This window comes from Melioribacteraceae bacterium, from assembly GCA_030584085.1.
In the GTDB taxonomy this organism is placed as follows: domain Bacteria; phylum Bacteroidota; class Ignavibacteria; order Ignavibacteriales; family Melioribacteraceae; genus SURF-28.
On the sequence record CP129490.1, the window covers coordinates 3,315,686 to 3,340,362 of the forward strand.

At 33.9% G+C, this 24,677-nt stretch carries 16 protein-coding genes; 4 read left to right on the plus strand and 12 right to left on the minus strand.

The window, feature by feature from the left end:
- Nucleotides 1-2: 2 nt before the first annotated feature.
- Nucleotides 3-2,099: a protein-disulfide reductase DsbD family protein gene (locus QY331_14925; protein WKZ69252.1), complete on the minus strand. Its 2,097-nt coding sequence runs from the start codon at nucleotides 2,097-2,099 to the stop codon at nucleotides 3-5.
- A gap of 153 nt (nucleotides 2,100-2,252) precedes the next feature.
- Between QY331_14925 and QY331_14930 the strand changes: the two genes are divergently transcribed.
- Nucleotides 2,253-3,896, plus strand: coding sequence for a M28 family peptidase (locus QY331_14930; GenBank protein ID WKZ69253.1), 1,644 nt, complete (start codon nucleotides 2,253-2,255; stop codon nucleotides 3,894-3,896).
- On the plus strand, nucleotides 3,897-4,727 hold the full coding sequence (locus QY331_14935; protein WKZ69254.1) for a phosphate ABC transporter substrate-binding protein: 831 nt from the start codon (nucleotides 3,897-3,899) through the stop codon (nucleotides 4,725-4,727).
- Between the two features lie 61 nt (nucleotides 4,728-4,788).
- Here the strand turns inward: QY331_14935 and QY331_14940 are convergent, their stop codons facing one another.
- The 6 genes from QY331_14940 to QY331_14965 all read right to left on the minus strand — a co-directional run bounded on the left by QY331_14940 (nucleotide 4,789) and on the right by QY331_14965 (nucleotide 10,273).
- Nucleotides 4,789-5,838, minus strand: a complete 1,050-nt coding sequence (locus tag QY331_14940; protein ID WKZ69255.1) for a beta galactosidase jelly roll domain-containing protein — start codon at nucleotides 5,836-5,838, stop codon at nucleotides 4,789-4,791.
- 84 nt (nucleotides 5,839-5,922) lie between these two features.
- A complete protein-coding gene (locus tag QY331_14945; GenBank protein WKZ69256.1) occupies nucleotides 5,923-6,327 on the minus strand; it encodes a hypothetical protein in 405 nt (134 codons plus the stop codon).
- A 97-nt stretch (nucleotides 6,328-6,424) separates the two neighbouring features.
- The gene (locus tag QY331_14950) at nucleotides 6,425-7,111 is read right to left on the minus strand and encodes a response regulator transcription factor (GenBank protein WKZ69257.1); all 687 of its coding nucleotides are present in this window, start codon (nucleotides 7,109-7,111) and stop codon (nucleotides 6,425-6,427) included.
- 12 nt (nucleotides 7,112-7,123) lie between these two features.
- Complete coding sequence (locus QY331_14955; protein ID WKZ69258.1) at nucleotides 7,124-8,674, minus strand: ATP-binding protein; 1,551 nt, start codon at nucleotides 8,672-8,674, stop codon at nucleotides 7,124-7,126.
- Nucleotides 8,675-8,743: 69 nt separating this feature from the next.
- Nucleotides 8,744-9,268, minus strand: coding sequence for a hypothetical protein (locus QY331_14960; GenBank protein ID WKZ69259.1), 525 nt, complete (start codon nucleotides 9,266-9,268; stop codon nucleotides 8,744-8,746).
- Nucleotides 9,269-9,655: 387 nt separating this feature from the next.
- Nucleotides 9,656-10,273, minus strand: coding sequence for a M15 family metallopeptidase (locus QY331_14965; GenBank protein ID WKZ69260.1), 618 nt, complete (start codon nucleotides 10,271-10,273; stop codon nucleotides 9,656-9,658).
- Nucleotides 10,274-10,385: 112 nt separating this feature from the next.
- On the opposite strand from QY331_14965, the gene QY331_14970 reads away from it, so the two are divergent.
- A complete protein-coding gene (locus QY331_14970) occupies nucleotides 10,386-11,873 on the plus strand; it encodes a DUF2779 domain-containing protein (GenBank protein WKZ69261.1) in 1,488 nt (495 codons plus the stop codon).
- On the opposite strand, the gene QY331_14975 is transcribed toward QY331_14970, so the two are convergent.
- From QY331_14975 to QY331_14990, 4 genes are all read right to left on the minus strand, one after another.
- Entirely contained in the window at nucleotides 11,859-12,200 is a 342-nt protein-coding gene (locus QY331_14975; protein ID WKZ69262.1) for a DUF86 domain-containing protein, read from the minus strand. The two genes, QY331_14970 and QY331_14975, sit on opposite strands and share 15 nt — an antisense overlap.
- On the minus strand, nucleotides 12,193-12,483 hold the full coding sequence (locus tag QY331_14980; protein ID WKZ69263.1) for a nucleotidyltransferase family protein: 291 nt from the start codon (nucleotides 12,481-12,483) through the stop codon (nucleotides 12,193-12,195). Before QY331_14980 ends, QY331_14975 begins: the two co-directional genes overlap by 8 nt.
- A 42-nt stretch (nucleotides 12,484-12,525) precedes the next feature.
- Nucleotides 12,526-14,832, minus strand: a complete 2,307-nt coding sequence (pbpC, locus tag QY331_14985; GenBank protein WKZ69264.1) for a penicillin-binding protein 1C — start codon at nucleotides 14,830-14,832, stop codon at nucleotides 12,526-12,528.
- 72 nt (nucleotides 14,833-14,904) lie between these two features.
- Nucleotides 14,905-20,289 carry an MG2 domain-containing protein gene (locus QY331_14990; GenBank protein WKZ69265.1) on the minus strand — a complete coding sequence of 1,795 codons (5,385 nt, stop codon included), beginning with the start codon at nucleotides 20,287-20,289 and terminating at the stop codon, nucleotides 14,905-14,907.
- A gap of 238 nt (nucleotides 20,290-20,527) precedes the next feature.
- On the opposite strand from QY331_14990, the gene QY331_14995 reads away from it, so the two are divergent.
- The gene (locus QY331_14995; protein ID WKZ69266.1) at nucleotides 20,528-22,747 is read left to right on the plus strand and encodes an ATP-binding protein; all 2,220 of its coding nucleotides are present in this window, start codon (nucleotides 20,528-20,530) and stop codon (nucleotides 22,745-22,747) included.
- A gap of 131 nt (nucleotides 22,748-22,878) precedes the next feature.
- Here QY331_14995 and QY331_15000 read toward each other — a convergent pair whose 3' ends face one another.
- The gene (locus QY331_15000) at nucleotides 22,879-24,648 is read right to left on the minus strand and encodes an FG-GAP-like repeat-containing protein (GenBank protein WKZ69267.1); all 1,770 of its coding nucleotides are present in this window, start codon (nucleotides 24,646-24,648) and stop codon (nucleotides 22,879-22,881) included.
- Nucleotides 24,649-24,677 lie beyond the last annotated feature (29 nt).

Below are 24,677 nucleotides of genomic sequence, written 5' to 3' on the forward strand. Positions count from 1 at the left end.
GGTTAATTGATTTTTTCAAGTGCTTCTAAAACTATTCCGGTCGTTAATATTTCCGGTAAAATTAATGGTTCACTTAAATTCTCCGAATAGATTACATAGAGTGGAACACTATTTCGTCCAAATTTCGCGAGAGCTTTGGTTATTTCATCATCACGCGACGTCCAATCTGCTTTCAGCGCAACTACATTCTTTTCATTAAGTTTTGCAATTACTTCAGATTTATTAATTGCAGCTCGTTCATTAACTTGACAAGTTAAACACCACGCGGCTGTAAAGTCAATAAAAATTGATCTGCCCTCCGCTCTTAATTCATCAACTCTAACTTGTGAAAACTTCTCCCATTGAACGCCCGAAGTATTATTGGTAATTGTATTGTAATTGTTGAATGATGAAGCGGTAGTACTTATTCCGAAGAAAAGTCCGGCAATAATTAAGACGACTGTTACAATTCTTGATAATATCTTAACCGAATTCTTGTTATTAAAAGTTCCCCATTTACCGTATATCCAAACTCCTAAAGATGCAAGTAAAAGAGTCATTAGCAAAGATGCAACACCATCAGAACCGGTTTGCAATCCGAGAACCCACACCAGCCAGATCACTGTAGCCACAAGTGGAAATCCCATAAATTGTTTAAGAGTTTCCATCCATGCACCAGGTTTTGGTAAAAATTTTAACCAAGCGGGGAAAATTGTAAGAAGTAAGTACGGGAATGCCATTCCAAGTGCAAGCGAAGTAAAAATTATCATCGTAACGATTGGTGGTTGAACAATTGCGAAGCCTAAAGCTGTACCCATAAATGGTGCGGTGCAAGGCGTTGCGACAACTGTGGCTGTTACACCGCTCATAAATGCACCAAATGATCCGCTTTTATTTGAAGATTTTGATCCAATACTCATAAGCGAGGTTCCTATTTCAAAAACTCCAAATAGATTTAATGCAAACAAAAACAAGAACACCGAAAGAATAATAATGAACGCAGGTGATTGAAGTTGAAATCCCCAGCCAAGTTCTTCACCACCGGCTCTTAAGCCAAGTAAAGCCCCGGCAAGTATCCAAAATGAAATTAAAACACCAACTGTGAACATCAATCCATGATTTATAATTTTCTTTTTATCTTCACCTGATTGCTGAACAAATCCCATTATCTTAATAGAAAGCACAGGAAGTACGCACGGCATAAGATTTAAAATCATTCCCCCGATGAAAGCAAAAATTAACGCCATCCAAATTGTTGAGTTATTTTTCAGCCCCGGACTAATTTGCTCACCAAACGGAATAATTACTTCAAGTGCTTTCTCGGAATTCTCCCCTCTCCAGCCATAACTTGAAACTAAAATTCCTTTAAGCGAATCTGGATCAGTAACTTTGAAATCATCAAAGGGAATTGTAAGAATATAACCGTCACTTTTTTTTGAAAATTTTTGATCAACTGCATTTTGAAAGATGCTACCTTCGTATGGAAAGAATTCAATCTTTTCGACAATTGCAGATTGATCGGGGGACAGAATATTGATACTTACTCCACTTTCATTCTTGACAGAAGTAATTTTCCAATCAGAGTTTAATAATGGTAAATTAAATCTAGTATCTGCAAAAGCTTGTTGCCATTTTTGAATAGGTTGAGGTGTATCACTCTTGACAGGAATTGTTATTAAATGTTCCGCCTCGCCTGGAAGACATTCAATTTTACAAACAAGCCAGCTCGCTTCGGCAAAGATTTGTACTTCTTTGGAATTTATCTCATTCGGAGGAGTAATTTTTGTTAAAAGAAATACCTCACCTTCATAACCAAAGTTTGCTAGATCTTCTAAGTATATTTTTTCAGGATACGGCCAATGGATTTTACTCGCCGTGAATCCCTCTGGTAATTTCCATTCTATCTTTGTTTGTAAACCGGCATCTCCTGCATTAAGCCAGTATGTATGCCAGTGTTCATCCATTTTTAATCGCAGTGCTAACCAGAAAGGAGTCCCGGGTTGGATAGATTGAACTTCCGAAATCAATTCCGATTCCACATAATCAGTTCTGACGGATTGTGCATTAATATTGAGAATAGCAAATAATGCAGTAAAAGCAGCAATTTTAAGAATCTTCATTAATATTCCGATTGATTGTCCTTTATACATTTTATCAGCAAAGTGGTTTCTTTAAATCTTACATTTTTGTAAACAAAATGTCGGCTAAATTTGTTTAATTTTCGCAAATTTTATTTTTAATATAAGATTGAAAATATCTCCGTTAAGTGATTAATGCAATTATCTAAGAAAATTACATATTATCTTTTTTTCATATTGGTGAATAATGTTTTTGCTCAAAATCCTGCAACAAGTATTTCTATCGAGAAAATTCAGAAACATGTTTCATTTCTTGGCAGTGATATTTTTGAGGGAAGAGGGACCGGAACAACCGGTGGTGAATTAGCCGCAAAATATTTAGCACAAGAATTTTCTAAGTTGGATATAATTCCACTTGGTTCGAACGGGACATATTATCAATACATTCCAATGCACGGAAGCGAACCTAAAATTGAATCCCGCTTAACAATTTATGATAGGGATGAGAATCAAACTTCACTAAAATTATTAAACGATTATATCTTGTTAGAAGACGGAGATCAAACCTTTACACCGATGCCTTTACAATTAATTTTTGCCGGTTATGGAATTATAGCACCCGAATATGATTATAATGATTTTCAGTCAATTAATGTAGAAGGAAAAGTTGTAGTTGTAATTGAAGGCGAACCAACATCGAATGACTTTAAATACTTCGACGGAGCAAATCCAACTATTTATAGTTTAGTGGAATCAAAAAAAAGATTTGCTATTTCGCGCGGTGCAAGCGGGATAATAATCATACCGAATTTAATAGATGAACCAAATTTTGATTGGGCAGAAATAAAAACCAATTATTTATTCGAGAATGTTCAACTTGCTTATTCGGTTACATCAAATCTTAGCGTGTTGTTAAATCCCAACATAGCAGATAATCTTTTTATTGGTTCGCAGTTTTCGCTTAATGATATTTACGATATGCATATCAAAAACAGAATGATGAGCTTTCCTTTATTAACAAAAATTAGTTTTAAAGGAGTATTTGAAAGAAGAGATTTTATCTCGTCAAATATTATCGGAATGATTGAAGGAAAAGATAATGAATTGAAAGATTCATATATGGTTGTTTCCGCACACTACGATCATCTGGGTATTGGTCCTGAGGTTAATGGAGATTCAGTCTATAACGGTGTATTTGATAATGCAATTGGTGTTTCGGTTTTGTTAGAAATTGCTTCAGCAATAAAAACAGAAAACATACAACCCAAACGATCGATAATATTTGCTTTATTTACCGGTGAAGAAAAAGGATTACTTGGTTCTAGATATTACGTGGATCACTCGCCTGTTCCGCTTTACAAGACAATTGCTAATTTAAACATTGATGGAATTGCATCATTTGACAAATTTAATAGTGTCGTAGGCATCGGAAGTGAGTATTCCAATCTTAATAATTTCCTAGCCTTAGCAGCTAGTCAACTGGGTTTAAGTGTTACGAATGTTCCTCCAATATTTAAGATTAGTGATGCATTCAGTAGTTCTGATCAGATATCTTTTGCTGTTGCTGGTGTTCCTTCTATTTTAATATTAGAAGGAATTGATTATCAAAATATATCGAAGGAAAAAGGAATTGAGAAATTCATTGAGTTCAGCAAAATGTATTATCATACTCCGCAAGATGATTTAAGTCTGCCAATTAATTATGACGCTGTTTTACAACATTCCGAGTTTTTAATGCAATTTATTCTAGCAGTTTGTAATTCTACTAAAGAACCGGAATGGAATGAGAATTCACCATATCTAAATACCAGACTCCGTTCAATCGCAGAGAAACGATAAATGAAAATAAGATCATTATTAGATATTGTTTTAATAATTGTTCTAGCCGGCTGCACTTCTTCAAATTATGAAGTCGCAACTATACGTATTAAGGGGTCTGATACTATGCTGCAACTTACAGAGAAACTAGCAGCACAATATATGAAGGGAAACCCAAGTGTTTCAATATATGTTTCCGGTGGTGGAACAGCAAGCGGAGTAAATTCGCTAATTAATAATGAAGTTGATATTGCAACGGCATCAAGAAATCTAAAAGCCGAAGAAGCAAAATTACTTGCCGAATATTATGGTTCTCTTGGCATGTACTATTTAATTGCAAAAGATGCACTAAGTATTTACATAAATCAAAACAATCCGGTAAAAGAATTTACGCTTTCAGAATTAAAAAAAATATTTTTATGTGAAATTAATAATTGGAAAGAACTTGGAGGCGAGAATAAGATGATTCAGACTGTAATCAGGACTCCAAATTCGGGAACTCATTTATACTTTTTAGAACATGTTTTGGAGGGTTCACAATACTGTAATAATTCTGTTGTTTTACCAACAACTGAATCCGTTATTGATTTCATTGATGAAAATGAAAATGCAATAGGTTATGGAGGAATCGGATATAAAGAAGATATAACTCATGCCGCAATAAATGGAATTGAGTCTTCGGAAGCTAACGCCAGAAACGATAGATACCCAATTACACGTTACCTGCATTTCTTCACTTCAAAAACACCAACCGGGGCTATTAAAAATTTTATTGATTGGGTTTTGAGTCCGGCCGGACAAAAAGTCGTAAAAGATTCAGGATTTATTCCGTTGTGGGAGATTTCTTATTAAAACAAACCGCAAACCGGTAAACCCCTTACCCTACCGGTTTACAGTTTAAGGCTGGGAGGTACTAATTTCCGAAAATTATATCCCAAATATTTTTTTTACGTTTTTTCTCTTTCCAATAAGTACGATACTTATCTTGTGTAATTAATCCGATTGGTCCTTCATAGATTCCACCATCCAAGTAGCCATCATACACCCTAACAGCTAAAATATTTTTTTCACCAAATTTTATAACATCATCCGCTAAAAAATAACCTCTAAATTCGGCATACTCATTTGAAAAATTTGATTCCCATTTACTATCAATCACACCTGTAGAACCAACTTTTTTACCGTTGATATATGCTTCATCCAAGTCATCAATTTTGCCGAGGACCATTACAAGTTTCTTACCTTTTAATTTCTCCGGGACTGTAAACTCTAACCTATACCAAGCAAATCCATCATAATCAGTCCAGCCTTGTGGTTCCCAATAGCCAGGAACAAAAATAGATTCCCAATCTCTATCATTAAAATTTGCATCTTTCCATTCAAAATTGTCCCCGGCACTAATTTTCCATTCGCCTTCGAGGTTTAGATCAAGTTTCATTCCACCAGTGTATGCAAATACTCCAATATCTCCGCCAGTTATTCCGCCGTCAAGTTGAGAATCAAAGACTCTTACGGCAATTGTATTAATGCCATGTTTATTTAAATACTTATCCGGAATAGGATAACTTCGATTAACATTATATGCCGTATAATAATTTGGAGGAAAACTGCCGGACTTACCGATTAAATTACCATTTAAGTAAACTTCATCAACATCATCAATATACCCCAACTGTATTTTTATACTGTATCCCTCTGCATCCCTTGGTAATTCAAAAGTTGTTCTGTACCATGCGTAACCATTATAACCATGAAATCCTTGAGATTCCCAAGATGATGGAACACGGATATCTTCCCAGCTATTATCATTATGGTTTGGCGATGACCACTTCAAATCATCACCAATTGTAAATTTCCAATAACCTCTAAGGTTGACTACTCTTTCCCACTCGTCCGCTTTAATTGCCGAAGGAATTAAAATGAGAAGAACTAGTACTAATATTTTCTGAATAGATGTTTTCATAATTTCATTCAAAAATCGTGAAATGGGGCTGAACATTTGTTAATTAATTGTAATTAGTTGTCATAAATTGTCACTGAATCATTTCTATTTTAAAGAAAATGGTATCTCATTCTCCACTAAGTAATTCATCGCAATCGCAGAAAGAATATTCTTGGTATGATTATTTTCTGAATTATTTGCGGTTTCGATCACTTTCATCATTGCCTCCAGATTTCCAATCCTATATATCGCTAATGAAACTAAAACTAAATTTGAGGGATCAGATTCTCTTTCCAAAACTTCAAACAGAGCCTCTACTGCTTCTTCAACTCGATACTTACCTGCAATAAAAATAGAACTTCTCATTAAACCATAGTTCTCTGATTTTATTCCTTCAATTAATGTTGCAACTTCACTTTCACTCAAATTTGGTGCTTCTTCAGCTAAATTAATCATTATTGATACTGAGAAAAAAACTAATATTGTTGCTACTTTAACTATTGTTTTCATCACTGCCTCCTAGTAAAATTTCTATTTCAAATTTACCGAGGCAATCTGTAATCGTTGTCAGTTCAAAGTAAATGATTGTAATAAATTGTCACAGTCATTAAGCATTGATTAACTTGTAACCAATTCCATGAACAGTCAAAATTACTTGCGGGTGGTTTGAATCTATTTCGATTTTCTGACGAAGTTTCAAAACAAAATTATCTATCGTACGTGTTGTTATATAAACATCCTCACCCCAAATATTAGCAAGAAGCTCATCACGAGAAACTGTATTGTTTTTTTTCTTCCAAAGATAATTGAGTACTTCAAATTCCTTATGCGACATTTGAACAGAGTTTCCGTTTTCAAATGCATTATAAGTTTCAAAATTAATATCGAGTTTGCCGATTTTAATTATTGAATGGTCTTGGTTCGATAAATTTTCACTTCTTCTAAGAACAGCTTTTATTCTTGCTAGTAATTCGCGTAAACTGAAAGGTTTTGTTATGTAATCATCTGCACCGAGTTCAAGTCCTAACACTTTATCAATTTCTTCACCTTTTGCCGTGAGCAATATTACCGGAGTTGTGTTTCCTTCTTTCCTTATAGTCTTGCATACATCGAATCCGGATATTTTTGGAAGCATTACATCCAGCAATATTAAATCATATTTAGATGAATGAATTTTTTCTAATCCAACTTTTCCGTCTTCTGCTATTTCGACTTCATAGCTTTCATATTCAAGATTATCTTTTAATCCTAATCGCATACTTGGTTCGTCTTCAACTATCAATATCTTTGGCATCATTCCTCCGTATTAACTTATTACTGCATTAAATATTATTCTAAAAGTTGATCCTTTGCCCGGTTCGCTTTCTAATTCTATCCTAGCATTATGTGCATCAATAACATGCTTAACAATCGTCAAACCTAATCCGGTACCTTTTGTGTTATGAACTAGTCCGGTTGAAACTCTAAAAAATTTATCAAAGATTTTTTGTTGATCATCTTTAGAAATTCCTATTCCATTATCCTCTACTTCAATTCCGATTTCATTTACCCGATTAAAAGTTCGTATAACGATTCTTTTTTTCTCTTCGCTGTATTTTACAGCATTATCAATTAAGTTAATAACAGCTTCGGATATTGCTTCTCGATCAATTTTAACAGAAAGAATATTTTCTGCTGGTTCAAATCTAAAATTGAATTTTTTATTCGATAGATGAAATTTATAATTATCATATATCTGCTGGATAAGTTCATTTAAATCAGTATTCGAAAAATTGTAAGTTCTCTTTCCTGCTTCAATTTTAGAAAAACTCAAAATTGAATTTACAATTCTGCTTAACCGATTTGATTCTTGACTTATAATTCTATAGTACTCATTTCTTTTATCTTCATTCTGCACCCTTCCCATTTCGAGTGTTTCGGCAAACATACTGATTAATGCAAGCGGTGTTCTCAATTCGTGGGAAACATTTGAGACGAAATCCGATTTAATTTGAGCCAGTTGAATTTCTTTACGAATAGATCGGTAAATAAAAATGATTCCCCCGATTATTATAAAATTCATAAAAAGGAGAATTATAAGGTTAGTATAAGTTCTTTCTGCTGTTAACCCCTTAAGTGTTCTGCCTTTTATTTTAATTCCGAGTTCGTAGTTCGGCAAAATCCATAGATTACTTTTTACATCCGGATGTTTATCCGAAACAGATTCATCAAAGTTAAATTCATGAATATCATTTTCTGAGTTACAAGAGATTGCAAACTTTTCTCCGGCCGCTTCGATAATTAAAGGGCGCAGTACATTTTCAATATAAATCGATGGATTAATTTCAATGATTGCGAGTGTTTCTTTTTGGTTCACGGTTAATAAAACAGCAAGGAACTGATTTTGCCCAATAGTTGATTCAAGCGGTTCAACCTTTCTATAATCAGCTTGAATGTACCTAAAAAGTCTTTCAATTTTACCGGTGTTTGCTGATATCACATTTTTTAATTTTTCTTTATCAGAAGCTGTTTCTTGTTTAAACGTTATTCCATTTTGTGTAAGCGTATCGTGAACTATAAAAATTTGCAATAAGGATTTGTTACGGTGGAATAGTTCATCAAAAATATTTTGTGACTTTAAATAAGTGTTAACATTTTTATCAATAGCAGAGTTTATATCATTAACCCAAGATGTAATTACCAAGTCAGAATATTGATTAACCGAATTAAGAATCGCGTCAAGTTGGTTCAAATATATTTCTTGAATAACTTCTTCGGTTTCGTTTAGCGATGTAATTTCATAAAATGTATAGCTTAATATTGGAAGCATTACAACGAGTAACAGTGGAATTATAATCTTCTTTAATGTGCTGTTCATTTCTTTAGATTAGAAAATTGATAGGGATAAAATAGGAAAAGTGAGAATAAAGTTGGGAAGAATCTTTTACTATCCAATTAAAGGAGTTACTGAGATAATCTCTTCGAGATTTCCTTCCAACACATAATCATACTGTAGTTGATTCCAAACTAAATTACCTTCGAAGTCCAATATTTCCTTTTCGATCGGAAATTTTCTGATTTGATGTACCTCTGCTTTTAGTCTAACTTTTTTCATCAAATAAGATTCATATTCTTTCGTGTTACGAGGATCGATTGCAAGCTTTACTAAAATAATATTCTCGTTAGAACAAATTACACGAGCAATCAAGTAAGAATTTTTTAGATCATGATGGATTTTATAGGCAAGCGTATCTAATTCAACATGCTGATATTCGATCGATGATTTCGATTGAAATTCGTTGCTTGGAATTTCAAAATCAGATTTGCCATCAGAGTAGCTATAATTTTTTGCGGTTGATTTATAAAACGTAACCCCTTTATCAACATCAATTACGAAACAAAAAATGATATAGACGATCCCTGCTAGAATTGCTAAAACATACTTTGGGGATATTGCTTCGTTTTGCCTCATGCTTTAAAATAGAAAAGTGCCGCATCAAAATAAAGCCAATGACACGACACCTTTACCAGCCGTAAAATTTATATTTAATCTGAGTTTTTACTTTTGTAAGCAACGTAAGAGATAAAAACAATTCCCACAACAAAAGAGGCAAAAACCAATAAAGCTGAATATACAATTGTACTAAGTGTCACAATAAAAGACCCTTTGTATTTTTAATTACAAATATAGCATTAAGTTTATTTTTGACAATGAGGTATATCACATTCATACTTTTCAATAGAAAAACTGTATATTTCGCCAAGGAGACATGGTTGAATAAACCTGGGCAATGAACTTAGTTGGGCATTGTCCGTCTCCATTTTTAGCATACTTTTGTTGATAAAAGGAAAGTTCGAGCTACTTAATTGATTTTTCAAAATGCTGATAATCTTTCTTCGTTGTCCAATCCCCACCCCATTCCCAACCTCGTTTTTTGAAAATTTTAACAATAACTGACTCTGCTGTTATTGTACCAGTTTGTTTGGGATTGTATTTACTCCCTGAAGGAGAAACTTTTTTACCCACTATGTAAGGATTTTGGAAAGGATTTAGGTCGACTGCAAAACCGTATGCATGATTAGATAATTTTTCTGTTCCAGCAATAAACCTATAATTAAATGCCGAAGAATTATTATCTGCCATTGATTTTTCATCATCCCAGCCATACTTCACAATTGGAATCACTTTTTCAATAGGAAATCTTTTTGCAAGGAGTTCATCAAAAATTTCTTTTAGCTCGGCAGAGAGTTGTTTATGAATTACAATTTGTCCTTTATGAATTTTCTCATCAAAAGAAATGTACATCACATTTATGAGAGTGAGATTCTTCCTAACTTCCAAAGGAAATTCGAGTCCGGCGACTGCTTCGTCAAACGTCATATCCGAATCTACTATAATGCTGCTGTATTCTTGCATATAGAATTTTTGATTACTTAATAGAAATATTATTAGCAAATAGAAAAGCGATGATTTCATATTTCTTAAAAAACTTTATTATTATATAAAACAATTTTTCCAAATTCACTAATTCTTTAATTCAATTTATCAAAGATAAATGTTAGTTTAAGAGCAAAATTTTGTGAAAATAATGGTTTCAACTCATATTCTCAGTAAATCGACTTTTCTAAAAGGTCTTCAGTGCGATAAGCATCTTTATCTTTATAAAAATAATAAGGAATTACTTGACCCACTTAGTGAGATGCAGCAAGCAATATTTGCAAGGGGGACGGATGTAGGTAAATTTGCTCAAAAACTTTTCCCAAACGGAGTAGATGTTTCACCAAACTCACCGATGAATTTCGTTAAATCGATTGAACAAACCGAACAACTGATGAATGCCAAGGAAAAAGTAATTTACGAAGCTGCTTTTGTTTATGATGACGTCTTAGCCGCAGCAGATATTGTAGTAAAAAATAAAGACGGCTGGAATATTTTTGAAGTGAAGAGCTCAACATCTGTAAATGAGGTTCACTTAAACGATGCTGCAGTTCAATACTGGATAATCAGCAATCTGGGTTATAAAGTAAATGATATAGCAATCATTTATATAAACAATCAGTATGTTAGGAATGGCAAACTTGATATTAATTCGTTATTCAAATTTGAATCGGTATTGGAATCTGTTATTAAAAAACAAATTTTTGTATCGAAAGAAATTGCTAGACAAAAGAAAGTACTTGAAAAAAATGCAGTCCCAAAAGTAGATATCGGGATGCATTGCACAGATCCTTATCCATGCGGATTTATCGGCTATTGTTGGGACCATATTCCACAAAATTCTGTGTTTGATATTTCCGGTATGCATCTCAGAAGGAAATTTGAGCTTTATGACCAGGGAATAATAAAGATGGAAGATATTCCCGAAGATGCCGGATTAAATTCAAATCAATGGATGCAAATAGAGGGAACGCTAAAGAATAAAGAAATAATTGACAAAGAAGCAATCAGTGAATTTTTAAAGACAATTAATTACCCTATGTTCTTTGTGGATTTTGAATCATTTCAGCCACCGATTCCTTTATATGATTATTCAAAACCATATCAACAAATCCCATTTCAATATTCTGTTCATTACAAAGAAACTGCTTCTAGTGAACTTATACACTTTGAATTTTTGGCTGATCCTCATATTGATCCAAGAATTCCGTTTATTGAAAATTTGATAAAGGTACTTGGTGATAAAGGCGATATTATTGTTTACAACAAATCTTTTGAGATGACAAGGTTAAAAGAGATTGCGAGAGACCACCCAAAGTACTCTGACAAAATTGATAAGTTATTAGATAGGGTAAAGGATATTATGCTTCCATTCCAGAAAAAGTATTATTATACCCCAGAGATGCAAGGTTCATATTCAATAAAATATGTACTGCCCGCACTAGTTCCGGAGTTAAGTTATGCTGATTTGCAAATTGGTGACGGTGGAACAGCTTCTCTTGCTTATGAAAGTCTGTTGAACATGGATGATTTTATAAAAATAGATGAAATAAAAAAACAGCTTTTGGAATATTGCAAGTTGGATACATTTGCTATGGTTAGGATTTTAGACAGACTTGAAAATTTAGTTGGAATTTAATAGTTGATTTAAGTTTACTTTTAAATCGCTCAGTTCTTTCGAAATAATTTGCCAAATTATGTCTTGATCAACTCCAAAATAATCGTGCACAATTCTATTTCTAATACCTCTAAGTTTTTTCCAAGGTATCTTATCAATTTGTGCTTTAACATCATCTGGAATTCTATTAGAAGCTTCACCAATTATTTCAATATTACGAACAACAGCATCTTTAACTAAATCGTTTACAATAAAATCTTCATAGGACAATTCATTGGTATAATTTTCAATTTTGTTAATAGCGAAAAGAATATCATTTACTAATATTTTCCAATCTTTTTTAGACATAATTCAAATCAGATTCAATTTGTGTAAACATACTTTTATTCAGTGCATTCTTCGTTACCACATCGATTTTAACTTCTAAAAGTAACTCCAATTCATCGGCAAAAGTCACAAAATCAAGTCCGATCGGTCTATTGAACTCAACTAATAAATCAACATCACTTAATTCAGTTTCATCCCCTCTAGCATATGAACCGAATACAGCAATACTTTTAAGTCCATATTTCTCTGCAAAATAAGGTTTAGAGTTGTTAATTATGCTTTTTATTTCAAATAGTTTTTTCATAGAGCACTTTGCATTTTTATAACTATAATATAAAAAATATTGTTAATAACTCCTCAACTGCACATTTAAAGTTGTTTCCCTTCCCCTGTCATCCATACATGTAATTTTAATTTTACCATCGGAAGCTTTCATAAAGATTTTTTCACTCGGAGAACATTTTTTATAAAACTTATCATTAATAAACCAATAATGAATTTTAACATTCGGATCTGAAGCGGCTTGAAGTAATATTTCTTCCTCATTTCCTTTTTCAATTAGATATTCAAACTCGTTTGAAGGTGAGATTATTTTCGGTCCTTCGGAACTAAATTTTGCACTGCAATCCGGGTTATGTTTTGGTGGTCGTTTTACGTTAACATTATTTCGCTTTTGCCATAATGTTAATTCGGGATCATAAAACGAGTAAGCTACTTTTTTGTATCCTTCATTCGGTAAACATTCCGGACAATATTCTATTGTTTCTTCTTCATTAACAAATAACTCTCGATCTAATGTACATCTCGTCATAGGTGAGTGATTTTCTATGTAATAATCATCCATTAGATTCGCACAAAATTTCGAAGGCAGTAATCCCGTTTCTGTACACACTTCTCTTGTTCGAAGATTCTTTGGGAATTCAAACCATTCATTTTGTGAATCATAGTCAACTGCGTTGAAGAGATCAAACAAAAGTGGGACGGCCATTTCAGCACCTGATAAATGAGGCGAACCTTTACCGTCAAAATTACCCATCCAAACACCAATTGTATAATTTGGATTAAATCCAATTGCCCATGCATCACGTTTACCATATGATGTTCCAGTTTTCCAAGCTATTCTTGGTTGCTTTGTAGTAAATAAAAATTCAGCAGGAAAATCCGGCCGTTCATTCTTCATCAATATTTTTCCGACAATGTATGCTGATTCTTCTGATAATATTTTTATACTTTCACTCTCTTTAGTAGTAAACGTATAATTCAATTTCGGTAGATTTCCTTTCGAAGCAAATGAAGCGAATAATCTTGTTAATTCTTCAAGCGTTACACCACATCCACCAAGAATTAATGAAAGTCCCAACTTACTTTTTGAATTCGCTACAGTTTCAAAACCCGAACGCTCTAACAGACTGAGAAAATTATTCATTCCAACTTCTCGCAATAGTCTAACTGCCGGAATGTTCAAGGAATTTGCTAATGCAAACTCTGCCGTTACATCTCCGTAAAATTTAAGATCATAGTTTTCCGGTTCATAACCTCCAAAGTCTGTAGGAATATCAAGAAGTTTCATTTGAGGTGTAACAAAACCGTTATCAATCGCATAAGCAAATAATGCCGGCTTTAATGTTGATCCCGGTGCCCTGACGGAAGTAATTCCATCAACCTGTCCCGAAATTGAATTGTTATAGAAATCGGCCGAACCACAATAACCGACAACATTCGCACTTTGATTATCGATTATGATTACGGCTCCATTTGTTACTCCTTTCCCGGTGACTTGATTCACATATTTTTTTAACAGTGATTCTGATTTGTATTGAATACTTAAATCGAGGGAGGAGATTATTTGGTCATCTTTAAATTTAGTTGAGATATTTCTTGAAAAGTGAGCTGCAATGTTTGGGATTTCATAACGAGCAAAAATAATTGGTTCGTCTTTTGCATCCTTTAAATCTTGAATCGGAAAGATTTCTTCATCCATAAATTTATCAATCCAAATATTTCTTCTTGTCAGTGTGTTGGAATTCTTAGTATCCAATCGCAGCTTGTTTGGATCATTCGGAATAATTGTAAGCAAAATTGATTGTGATAAACTCAATTTGTCCGGAGGTCTGTTGAAATATATAAACGATGCCGATTTAACACCTTCAATATTTCCTCCAAAGGGTAAATGACTTAAGTAAATTTCAAGGATTTCATCTTTGCTAAAATGAATTTCCAGTTGAATTGCTCTAAGTATTTCTAAAAACTTATTCCAATAAGTTCTATCAGCAGGTTCAAGTAACCTTGCAACTTGCATTGTTATGGTTGATGCACCGGAAACCCTTGTTCCGCTGAAAACATTTTGAGCAAGAGCTCTAATAATTGCAATAGGATTTACACCGGGATGCCAATAAAACCAACCGTCTTCTTTTTCAATAATTGCTTTTACCAAATCGGGTGTTACTTCATCGAGATTAGTTCTCATTCGCCATTTATCATCTTCTGATAAATAAGCATTAAGCAGAGTTCCATTATTGGAATAAATTGTTTTTGAATATGATTTTGTCGATGGGAGTGGATAAATGAAATTGAGTGTAATAGCTAAAAATATAATTACCAGAATTAACCTGAATAAAATATTTTGTGTTAACTTTCTTAGTTTATCGGTCATAAAAATTATTGCGACTCTGCGCCTTTGCGGTCCCATTTTTTAACCGCAGAGACGCAAAGACGCTAAGAAGTTTTATCGAACTCTAATTTGTTTTGCGCCGTTATATGAACTATGCTCTTTATCATACATCGCTTCCGCACCAATTGCGGGTAATTCAAATTTTCCTTTGTTAACCACTCTTAACAAGTAATAAAATTCTGTTGTTTTATTTCTTATTAACTCGGTTGAGATTATCATTCTATCATCACGAATATCTGAGAATTGAACATTCATCAAATTACTTGAATTTACATTCAGTCTACCTACTTCTGTAAGACGTGGATTTTCAATTTCAAAACCGGATGGAATCATATCCGTGATTAAAATATTTTCAGCCGATCGTTCAAACCCTTGTAAAGTAATTTTTGCTACAATCATTTGACCTTGCGTAAAACTATTAACCGGGTCTCCGGTTCTGTAATCATAATATGTTCTTCTGACTGCCATGTAAGAATCTTTTTCTTTTACTTTTTCGTTTACTTTAACTCCCTCGGAACTCCAGAAATAATAGACTTCTCCTTTACCGCTTCCTTTCAGAGAAATTTCCGCACCGTTCAATTCGTTTGAACTAATTGAAATATCTCTACCGTTGAACGATGCGAGTTTTTTATTACCAATCAATATATCAACATTTACATCTGCATCGGCATTTAGATTTGCGGCTTTACCAAGCGCGAGGAATGACCATGCTTGATCTTGTGTTGAGTACATTTTATCGGTTAATGATGATAAATGTCTAACCATTGATTGAACTTGTTCGTTAGTCGGATCAACTTCCAAAAGTACATTTAACATTATGGCATTTGCTCTCACCTCCGAATCAAACCAAACTCCAGTTTGCCTTTCGGAATATTCCGGTTTGAAAATTTCCGGAAGCATTTGCTTATACGATGTCCATTTTCCGTCCAATGCATAAGCACCGGCGAGAAGATATTTGGTGTCTTCTGTTAGTAGATGCAGCCGCGCTTTGTAATAATTCATTGTTGATATATCAGCTTTTCCTGAAAGAGCTAAAACATATAATGAATATATAACAGCTTTATCTGCGATCTTCTTAACTGTTCTTCTAGTACCGGAATAAGAAGTATAATCAACTACATTTCTTTCTTTAGCTTTATTTTGGATATAACTGATTGCTTTGTTCAATACATCTTGATTTACTTGATAACCGGCTTTCTTCGACTCAAGTAAGAAATGGACTGCATAAACATGGCTCCATTCATTTGTATAATTTCCGCCTTGCCAATATGCAAATGAACCATCGTATAACTGCATTGCTTCTATTTTACGAATTCCTTCTTTTACAAAGTAAACGGGATTATTTGTTCTGTATAATTCCGGGGCAATCACTTTGGCAAGTTCATCAAAATATATTTGAGGAAATAATTTAGAAACAGATTGTTCTAAACAGCCATAAGGGAATCCAACCAAGTTCTTGAGTTGCTTTGCAAATTTTATTGCGGGGAATTTACTTATTGTCAAAACCGATGATTGAGTTCCGTCTAAAAAATTTGTCGGAATTTTTATTTTTGTTTGAGTATCACCTTTTATTGTTCCGGAACCCGTTTCGGTAACATATGGCGAAATTGGGCGTACTCCGATTTCAATTTTTTCCGAAACATTTGCCAAACCGCTTGTAGAGATTTTTATCTTAGCCTTTCCGACTTCTGTCTTACTTGTAATAACGAAACTCCCTTTAGCCGTTGAGTTTGGTTTAACTTGAAGATCAACATTTGATTTCGAAGTAAGTTTAATCGGGCCATCAACTTCGACACTTAATTTTACACTTCCATCTTTCTCTGTTGTGTTGATAACTGTAACCGGCATAATTAGTGAATCGCCTATTGAAAGTACTCTTGGAATTTCCGGTTCTATGATTAAATCATCGGCAACTTTAATTGATTTTTCTGCACTTCCAAACTTTGATTCGGTATAAGCAACGGCCATTAATCTTACTTCACCGTTAAATTGAGGAATATCTAATTCTACTTTAACAATTCCATCTGATCCAGTTCTTTTAATTCCGCTCCAGAATGAAAGCAGCTTAAATCTTTTTGTGGTAATTGGATTTGCACGCTTTTGCAATTCTGCGGCTAGCATATCACCACCGGTTGAAGAAGATGTTGAAACAATTTCCGGTAGTAACAACTTATATAAATCATAACTATCAACTTTAAGCGGGCGTTTAGCGTACATATAAGCGTATGGATCCGGTGTTTGATAATTCTTAATCTGTAATATTCCTTCATCAACCGCGGCTAATGTTACAAAGACATTTTTTTGTGATTCTGTTTTTATTGTAATTGTCTGCTTGGTATTTGGTTTTATTTTTTCATTGGCGGCAATACTAACCGGAAGTTTATTAGATTTCTTCTCAACTTTCATCGATGCAAAACCGTGTGCTACTAAAAATGGCGATTTATTTTCCGCTTGATGAGGGCGGAACAATGTTGCCGTTACATAAACATTCGGCATAAATGAATCTTTGGCTTTCAAATTTAATTCATACGATCTATCATTTACATCAACGTATTGATGTTCGTAAACTCCATTTCGTTCAAATGTAATTAGCATTTTCCCGGCGAAAGGTGTCATGAAAAGTATTTTTGAATTTTCTCCCGGCTCATAATTTTCCTTATCGAATACAATTTCTATACGTCCTTCTTTGTCAACTTCAAAAGACGATGCTGTAGAACTGCCCCAACCGTATGCGTAAAACTCCTTGAAAACGAACCCATCATTCTCTTTTCCCTTTTTTGTTAAGCGTAATTGATATTTACCTGAGTGAGAAAGGACAAATTGAATGTCTGCTTTACCGTTACTGTAACTAATATCTTTTTGCCATTCTAAGATTTCAACTTCTTCCGAGGTGTAGTAATAGCTATCACTGTAATCTTTTTTGAGGACTGTTTTCCATTCATATCGAACAAGTTGAGCTGTGCCTGTAAAATTACTGATAGCTTTATCGTCATTATTAACAACAGCCGATTTGAAATTCAATTTTTCATTTGTCCCGAAATAATAACCGGGAGATTTAACTCCGACAAAATATTCTTTTGGAAAGATTGAAAAATCAGTAACTCGATTTACAGGCCGTCCTGTTAAATCGAAAACACTTACGAATGCATAACCTTTTAATATTCCGCCCGATGTAATTCCATCGGGAATAATGTATTTAATATCAGCATGACCGGTCTCATCCAAATTACCGTCAACAAACCCATTTTGAACAACTGTATTTTCAGTAGTTGATCTTGAAAAATCATAATCGGGAAATGTTTTACTGATGAAAGGTTGGTGACGCAATTGAATATCGGCTTCATATCTTAAACCACCGGCCTCAGCACCGAATAAAAATTCAGCATCAGCATCAATTTGAACTTGTTCTCCGGGAGAATAATTTTTTTTGTCACTTTTTAGAGTTAATCTAATTTTATCGGGTACAAAATCTTCAACACTGAAAGAATACACACCAATTAATTGATTATTCCCGATAGATAATTCAGCTCTATATTGTCCAGTTAATGCATAATCGGGTAAATTAAACGATAATTCAAACGAGCCTTCAGTGTTTAGATCCTTTTTGAATTCATTAAAGATTTTTCCGGTTGGTGAAAACACTTTGATAATAACCGGTAAATCTTTCACTACATTAATTGAGTTATTTCTGATTATAGCGGAGATGTTAACTTTATCTTGCGGTCTGTATAAATTTCTATCACCATAAATGAATGCTTGATAATTATCGGCATATTCAGTCTTTCCTCCGACATCAAAACGGGATGTTTCAACATAAGTTTCACGTAGATCGATATAGTTAAAATCATCATCTAATTCTGCAGTGATTAACTGTGGTGCAAAATCTTTCAATTGTTCGGAAGTGTTATTAAAAGTTATAATCCCCGATTCATTTGTTGTGCCTTCCAATCTAATTTGATTATTGTATGAAACTACCGAGACATTAACATTTGAAACCGGCTCTGCAGATTTAATGGAATTAACAAATACGACAAGTTGATTATCCGATCTCTTGGCAATAATTGCTAAATCGGAAATTGCAATCATTTTTGAATCTTGTATCCATCTATCTTCAGCGGAGCGAACTGTAACTGTATATATTCCCTTTAGATCCGATTGAATAGCTTTATCTAAATTTAAGTTTAATTTTTGAAGCCAATTTCGGCTTGAGTTCAATTCAACTTTTTCTGTATAAAGTGTTCTTCCAAAACTTTCACCATAAAAGAAAGGATTGTAATAACCTTCGAAATCATCATATGTATAAGAATAGCGATCCAAGAAATGAACTAAATTATTTTTAAATATTTGAGAAACTTCAATTTCAACTTGATCAACGTTTACAATGTTTGTCTGCAAATTTTTATTACCGCCGAGCATTAAGTACTTGCCGCGCTTATCCGAAAAGTTTATTGATGGATTTAAACTTACAAGTGAAACTACTTGTTCATATTCAAACTCTAATTCACCACCATATAATCCGGGTAAACCTTTTTCTATTTTTAATTCAACCGTTTCCATGTTATCAAGATTTGATTCGATACGAAACGAATTTTCTGTTACAAAGAACTGCATATCACTTTTGGGATTTAGAGCAACATAATCTCTCAATTTTGTTTCATCGACCATTTGTGTAGTACCGACAATTATTGAAGTAATCTCTCCGTTATATTCCGATGCAACACCAGTAATTTGTAATTTAGTGATTGGTGGTAAATCTTTTGCAAAGGAACGTGATTCGCTTAAAGGTTTTTTACCCACAATCGACATTAATCCTTTTTCAACTTTTATTTCAAACTCTTGATCTTTATCCAATTGCTGAATTTCGCCAAAGTTCATAGCTATTGTTTGATTAGAGCTTTGCGATACTATCTCATAGTTTGAAATTTCTTCTCCTTCAACAAACACTTTTATGTACTGCTTAAGTTGGTCCGGATTTACCGCATAATTGAAATTAATATTAGCTTGAACGGATAGTTTGTAAGTTTGATTAGGGATCCTAGTCCAGAAAAAATCTACCGAAACTACATCAAATTCCGGGGTGTGAAATTTGACTTCATCAAAATCGGGACTAAATGTTGTATTGAATAAAACTTTTTTTGTGATATTAGCTGTGTAAGACTGAATCGGTTCAAGCGGAACATCCGGTGAAAATATTAATGTACTCGCATCAATCCATTTAAATTGACCGGGAATCTTTGGATTGAAATCTATAAATTCTTCTTGTAGCCATTGGTCATGAATATCTGCTGGTGCAAGGTTCTCTGAAAACTCAACAGTAAATGTAGTTAAATTGTTAACTTCTCCTGTTGGTGTGAATTGGTTAATTTTAACACTGTTAGAAGGTCCACACGCGCTAAAAAATAGGCTTATAAAAACCAAAGTCAAAACTGCTTTTTTCATAACAACTCCGTCTTCCCGGTTTATAATTTTAATGTTTTTTACTCTTGTGAGAATTATTAATCATAATGAAAAGTAATGAATTGCAATTAAATATGTAGAAAATATTATTTTAAGTGAAATCTTTTGTCCAACATAAAAAGGATTTTCGTATATTTAATTCACTTTATTAGGAAAGCCATGATGAATTGTATCAACAGATTTTCATCACTTTCTTCCGCGGATAATTAAGGAAACGATTTTGACTCAAAAAAAGAGAATATTGTCCTATCAAGCTTTGTTAATCTTTTGTGCCATGATAATTGTAATGTTATTATTTGTGTTGATTAAAAATTACTTGTCTGGTAACGAAATTATACTCTTTGACGATATACCGATTATTTTATTCAGTTCGTTGATAGCGGCAATAGTTTCTTCATTGGTAATACAGAACTTTCGTTTGTTAATTAACGATGGAGTAACCCAAAATTTAAATATCGATCAAAATCACGAGAGTCAGTATAATCTTTCCCTATTAGAAGCAACGATTGAATCGACCGCAGATGGTATTTTGGTTATTGATACAAATAAGAAGGTTTCACTAACCAACGAAAAATTTGCAGAGTTATGGAATATTCCGCCATCATTATTGGCTTCTAAAGATGATGACAAAATGCTCGCTTTTATTTTAGACCAGCTTAAAGATCCGGATCAGTTTATAAAAAAAGTTGAAGATCTGTACAGGCATCCGGAAAAATCCAGCTATGATGAAATAGAATTTAAGGATGGTAGAATCTTCGAGCGTTATTCAATACCACAGAAATTTGGGGATAAAATACTTGGTCGTGTATGGAGTTTCAGAGATATAACCGAAACACGACAAGCAGAAAAATCTTTACGGGAAAGCGAAAAAACATATAAAGCCATTTTTGAAAGCTCTACCGATTCTATGTTTTTAATGGACGACCTTTTTCTTGATTGTAATGATTCAGTATGTGAACTATTTGAATGTAAGAAAGAAGAAGTCATTGGTAAGTCACCTCTCCACTTTTCACCGGAATATCAACCGGATGGAAAAAAGTCAGCGGAAGCTGCCGCTGAAAAAATTCATCAAGTTAAAAACGGTATTCCGCAAAGATTCTATTGGCAGCACAAGTCCAAAAGTGATAAACTGATTGATGCCGAGGTTTCCTTAACCCCAATTAAACTAGCAGGCAATGATGTAATTCTAGCAATTGTTAGAGATATAACAGAAAGAAAAAAAGTTGAAGTAATGCGGGAAGCACTTTACCAAATTTCCGAAGCTGCTTATACTGCATCGGATATGGTCGCATTGTATAAAAAGATTCATGAAGCCGTAAGCACCTTAATGCCTGTAATAAACTTTTACATTGCAATATATGATGAGAAAACAGATACAATTTCATTCCCGTATATGGTTGACGAATATGATCCGCCATATCCGCCAAAAAAAGCCGGAAAAGGTTTAACGGAGTATATCTTAAAAAAAGGTGAAGCAACATTGATCGATGAAAAGCTTGATCTTGAATTAAGAGAAACCGGCGAAGTTGAGATGATTGGTACACCAACTTTAATTTGGCTTGGTGTACCGTTAAAAGTAGAAGGCAAAACAATTGGTGTTATTGTAGTCCAGGATTATCATACAGCCGAAACTTATGGCGAGGAAGAAAAACAAATTCTCGTATTTGTTGCTGAACAGATAGCACAAGTAATCGAGAGAAAAAGAAATTCTGAGGCAATAAAGAAATTTTCAGAAGAATTAAAAGAATTGAATACAACCAAAGATAAATTCTTTTCAATAATTGCTCACGATCTTAAAAATCCTTTTATAACAATTTTAGGTTTCTCGGATATTCTTCTTGCGGATTATGACGAATTATCAGACGAGGAAAGAAAATTCTACGTTGCTGAGATGGAGAAATCCGCCAATCTTTCTCACAACTTATTGCAGAACTTGCTCCAATGGTCAAGAGCACAAACCGGTCGGATAGAATTTAATCCAAGTGAATTAATTTTAAGTGACGTTGTTGAAGAGAATTTTCAATTACTGAGAAATTCCGCTAATGAAAAGAAAATTGAGTTAACCGCAGATGTACCTCGCGATCTTAAAGTCTTTGCCGATGAAGATATGTTAAATACAATTCTCCGGAATCTTCTGACCAATTCAGTTAAGTTCAGTAATTCGGGTGGAACGGTAAGTGTTTTTGCCGAACAAAAAGAGAGTTTAGTTGAAGTACAAGTCCGGGATTCAGGTGTAGGAATGGATCAAGAAACAATTGATAAATTATTTAGACTGGATACAACAAATTCTAAAATCGGAACAAGCGGTGAAACAGGTACAGGCCTGGGACTTATTCTGTGCAAAGAATTTGTCGAAAAACATAATGGTAAAATCAGAGTTGAAAGTGAACCAGGTAAAGGTTCCAGCTTTATTTTTACTTTCCCATTTAAATCTTCATAGTAATTCGAAAGTAGTTAGATTTCTCTTTGTTTAGCCGCCTCAAATTGCTTTCTGTTATCAATGAAATTAAAAAGCCGGTCATTCAATAAAATGAACTTCCGGCTTTTAATTAAGCTGGGAGGCTCAATTTGCTACTTAACAAGAAACATTTTTTTAGAGCTTTTTAGTTCCCCAAAATACATAGAGTAAAAATAAACACCGGAGGAGACCGTTTCCCCGGTGCTTGTATTCCCCTTCCATAAAACGGAATAAAGACCCGGAGAGCTGTATTGATTTACCAGCTCTGTAACTTTGTTGCCCAGTAAATCATAAACAACAATTTTTACATTACCCGCTTTTGAAAGGTTATAACTTATTGTAGTAGTTGGATTAAAAGGGTTAGGGTAATTCTGAAATAGAGTAAAATCATTTTGTACTGATCTATCATCTTCAACGCTTAAGTCAATATCTTCTTTAAGAGAATTAACTGAATTTAATTCAACATTATCGTAAACCTGAATTAAACCGCTTGGCCATTCAACAATTACTGAGTCAATACTTGATGCCTTACCTAATCCAAAGTGAGCTTCTAAATTTTGTGCGCAATAACCGTTTTGTCCTTCAATTCTTCTTGCCTGCCAAACATTCTTCCCGTCAATATTTGTTTTTATTCTAACGATAGCACCTATTCCGACACGGTTGTTAAGCTGTGCATCCGAATCGGCATCAAGTCTAATAATAATCCAATTATTACTATTTCCGGTTGTGTTAATAAATAGTGCGTTGTTCTCGGTTGCGCTGTAGCATTTTGCTATTGCAAGATCTAGATAACCATCTCGATTAAGATCACCAAAGCTCACACCGTAAGTCCAACCGCCGACATTCGTAATTTCATTTTCAACTTTTGTAAATGTACCGTCACCATTATTTATATACATAAAATTATTCGTTTCAGTTGATGCAAAAGCATTACCTACGTATAGATCTAGATCGCCGTCATTATCTATATCACCCCAATCACTTCCGGAAGAATGTCCGCCGTCATTAACTATATCGCCATCGGTAATTTGGGTAAATGTTCCGTCTCCGTTATTTTGATAAAGAGAGTTGTTTTGACCGTTCCAGTTTGTATAGAAGAGATCAAAATCACCGTCGTTGTCGTAATCAATCCAATTGCTGCTCCACGATGATTTACTGTCTTGAACAATATTAATGTCGGTAACTTTTTCGAATGTACCGTCACCGTTATTTATATAAAGCGCATTATTTTGACCGGATTCATTTGTAACATAAATGTCTTGCAAGCCGTCACCGTTGATATCGACCCAATCGACATCGCGTGTATAATGTGCATCTGTTACAACATTACCGGAACTAATTTTAGTAAATGTGTTATCGCCGTTATTTTGGAAAAGTAAATTTCTTCTGTTTCCGTCGCTGTTAGCTACAAGCAAATCAAGATAACCGTCATTATTAAAATCCCCCCAACTTGCGGTTTCTGAATATGAATTACTTGCATTGATTAGTTCACCGGTAATTTCTGTAAAAGTTTTATCACCGTTATTTAGATAAAATTTGTTTGATTGACCCCACCAATTTGCAACGTATAGATCGAGATCACCATCATTATCAATGTCTCCCCAAGTGCTTCCGTCCGATGCGGAATTATCCAAAACAATTGCGATATCTGTAATTTTAGTGAAAGTACCGTCACCATTATTTTCATAAAAGAAATTGTTTTGACCGTTGCGCGGACCGTTTGTGATGAAGAGATCGAGATCACCGTCATTGTCGTAGTCGATCCAGTTAACTGCGCGAGAATCCCCTCCGTCCTCAACAACCGGACCGACTTCGACAGGCTCGAAAGTTTGAGCCGATATGAATGAAGAAATGAACAAGATTAGAATTATAGCTTTATACATCTTCCCCCCACAGGATTATTAATTGATCT

Excerpts from the sequence above, each read along its gene's own strand:
- QY331_14925 (WKZ69252.1), bottom strand. The coding sequence starts at position 2,099 with ATGAAGATTCTTAAAATTGCTGCTTTTACTGCATTATTTGCTATTCTC.
- QY331_14930 (WKZ69253.1), top strand. The coding sequence starts at position 2,253 with ATGCAATTATCTAAGAAAATTACATATTATCTTTTTTTCATATTGGTG.
- QY331_14935 (WKZ69254.1), top strand. The coding sequence starts at position 3,897 with ATGAAAATAAGATCATTATTAGATATTGTTTTAATAATTGTTCTAGCC.
- QY331_14940 (WKZ69255.1), bottom strand. The coding sequence starts at position 5,838 with ATGAAAACATCTATTCAGAAAATATTAGTACTAGTTCTTCTCATTTTA.
- QY331_14945 (WKZ69256.1), bottom strand. The coding sequence starts at position 6,327 with ATGAAAACAATAGTTAAAGTAGCAACAATATTAGTTTTTTTCTCAGTA.
- QY331_14950 (WKZ69257.1), bottom strand. The coding sequence starts at position 7,111 with ATGCCAAAGATATTGATAGTTGAAGACGAACCAAGTATGCGATTAGGA.
- QY331_14955 (WKZ69258.1), bottom strand. The coding sequence starts at position 8,674 with ATGAACAGCACATTAAAGAAGATTATAATTCCACTGTTACTCGTTGTA.
- QY331_14960 (WKZ69259.1), bottom strand. The coding sequence starts at position 9,268 with ATGAGGCAAAACGAAGCAATATCCCCAAAGTATGTTTTAGCAATTCTA.
- QY331_14965 (WKZ69260.1), bottom strand. The coding sequence starts at position 10,273 with ATGAAATCATCGCTTTTCTATTTGCTAATAATATTTCTATTAAGTAAT.
- QY331_14970 (WKZ69261.1), top strand. The coding sequence starts at position 10,386 with ATGGTTTCAACTCATATTCTCAGTAAATCGACTTTTCTAAAAGGTCTT.
- QY331_14975 (WKZ69262.1), bottom strand. The coding sequence starts at position 12,200 with ATGTCTAAAAAAGATTGGAAAATATTAGTAAATGATATTCTTTTCGCT.
- QY331_14980 (WKZ69263.1), bottom strand. The coding sequence starts at position 12,483 with ATGAAAAAACTATTTGAAATAAAAAGCATAATTAACAACTCTAAACCT.
- pbpC (WKZ69264.1), bottom strand. The coding sequence starts at position 14,832 with ATGACCGATAAACTAAGAAAGTTAACACAAAATATTTTATTCAGGTTA.
- QY331_14990 (WKZ69265.1), bottom strand. The coding sequence starts at position 20,289 with ATGAAAAAAGCAGTTTTGACTTTGGTTTTTATAAGCCTATTTTTTAGC.
- QY331_15000 (WKZ69267.1), bottom strand. The coding sequence starts at position 24,648 with ATGTATAAAGCTATAATTCTAATCTTGTTCATTTCTTCATTCATATCG.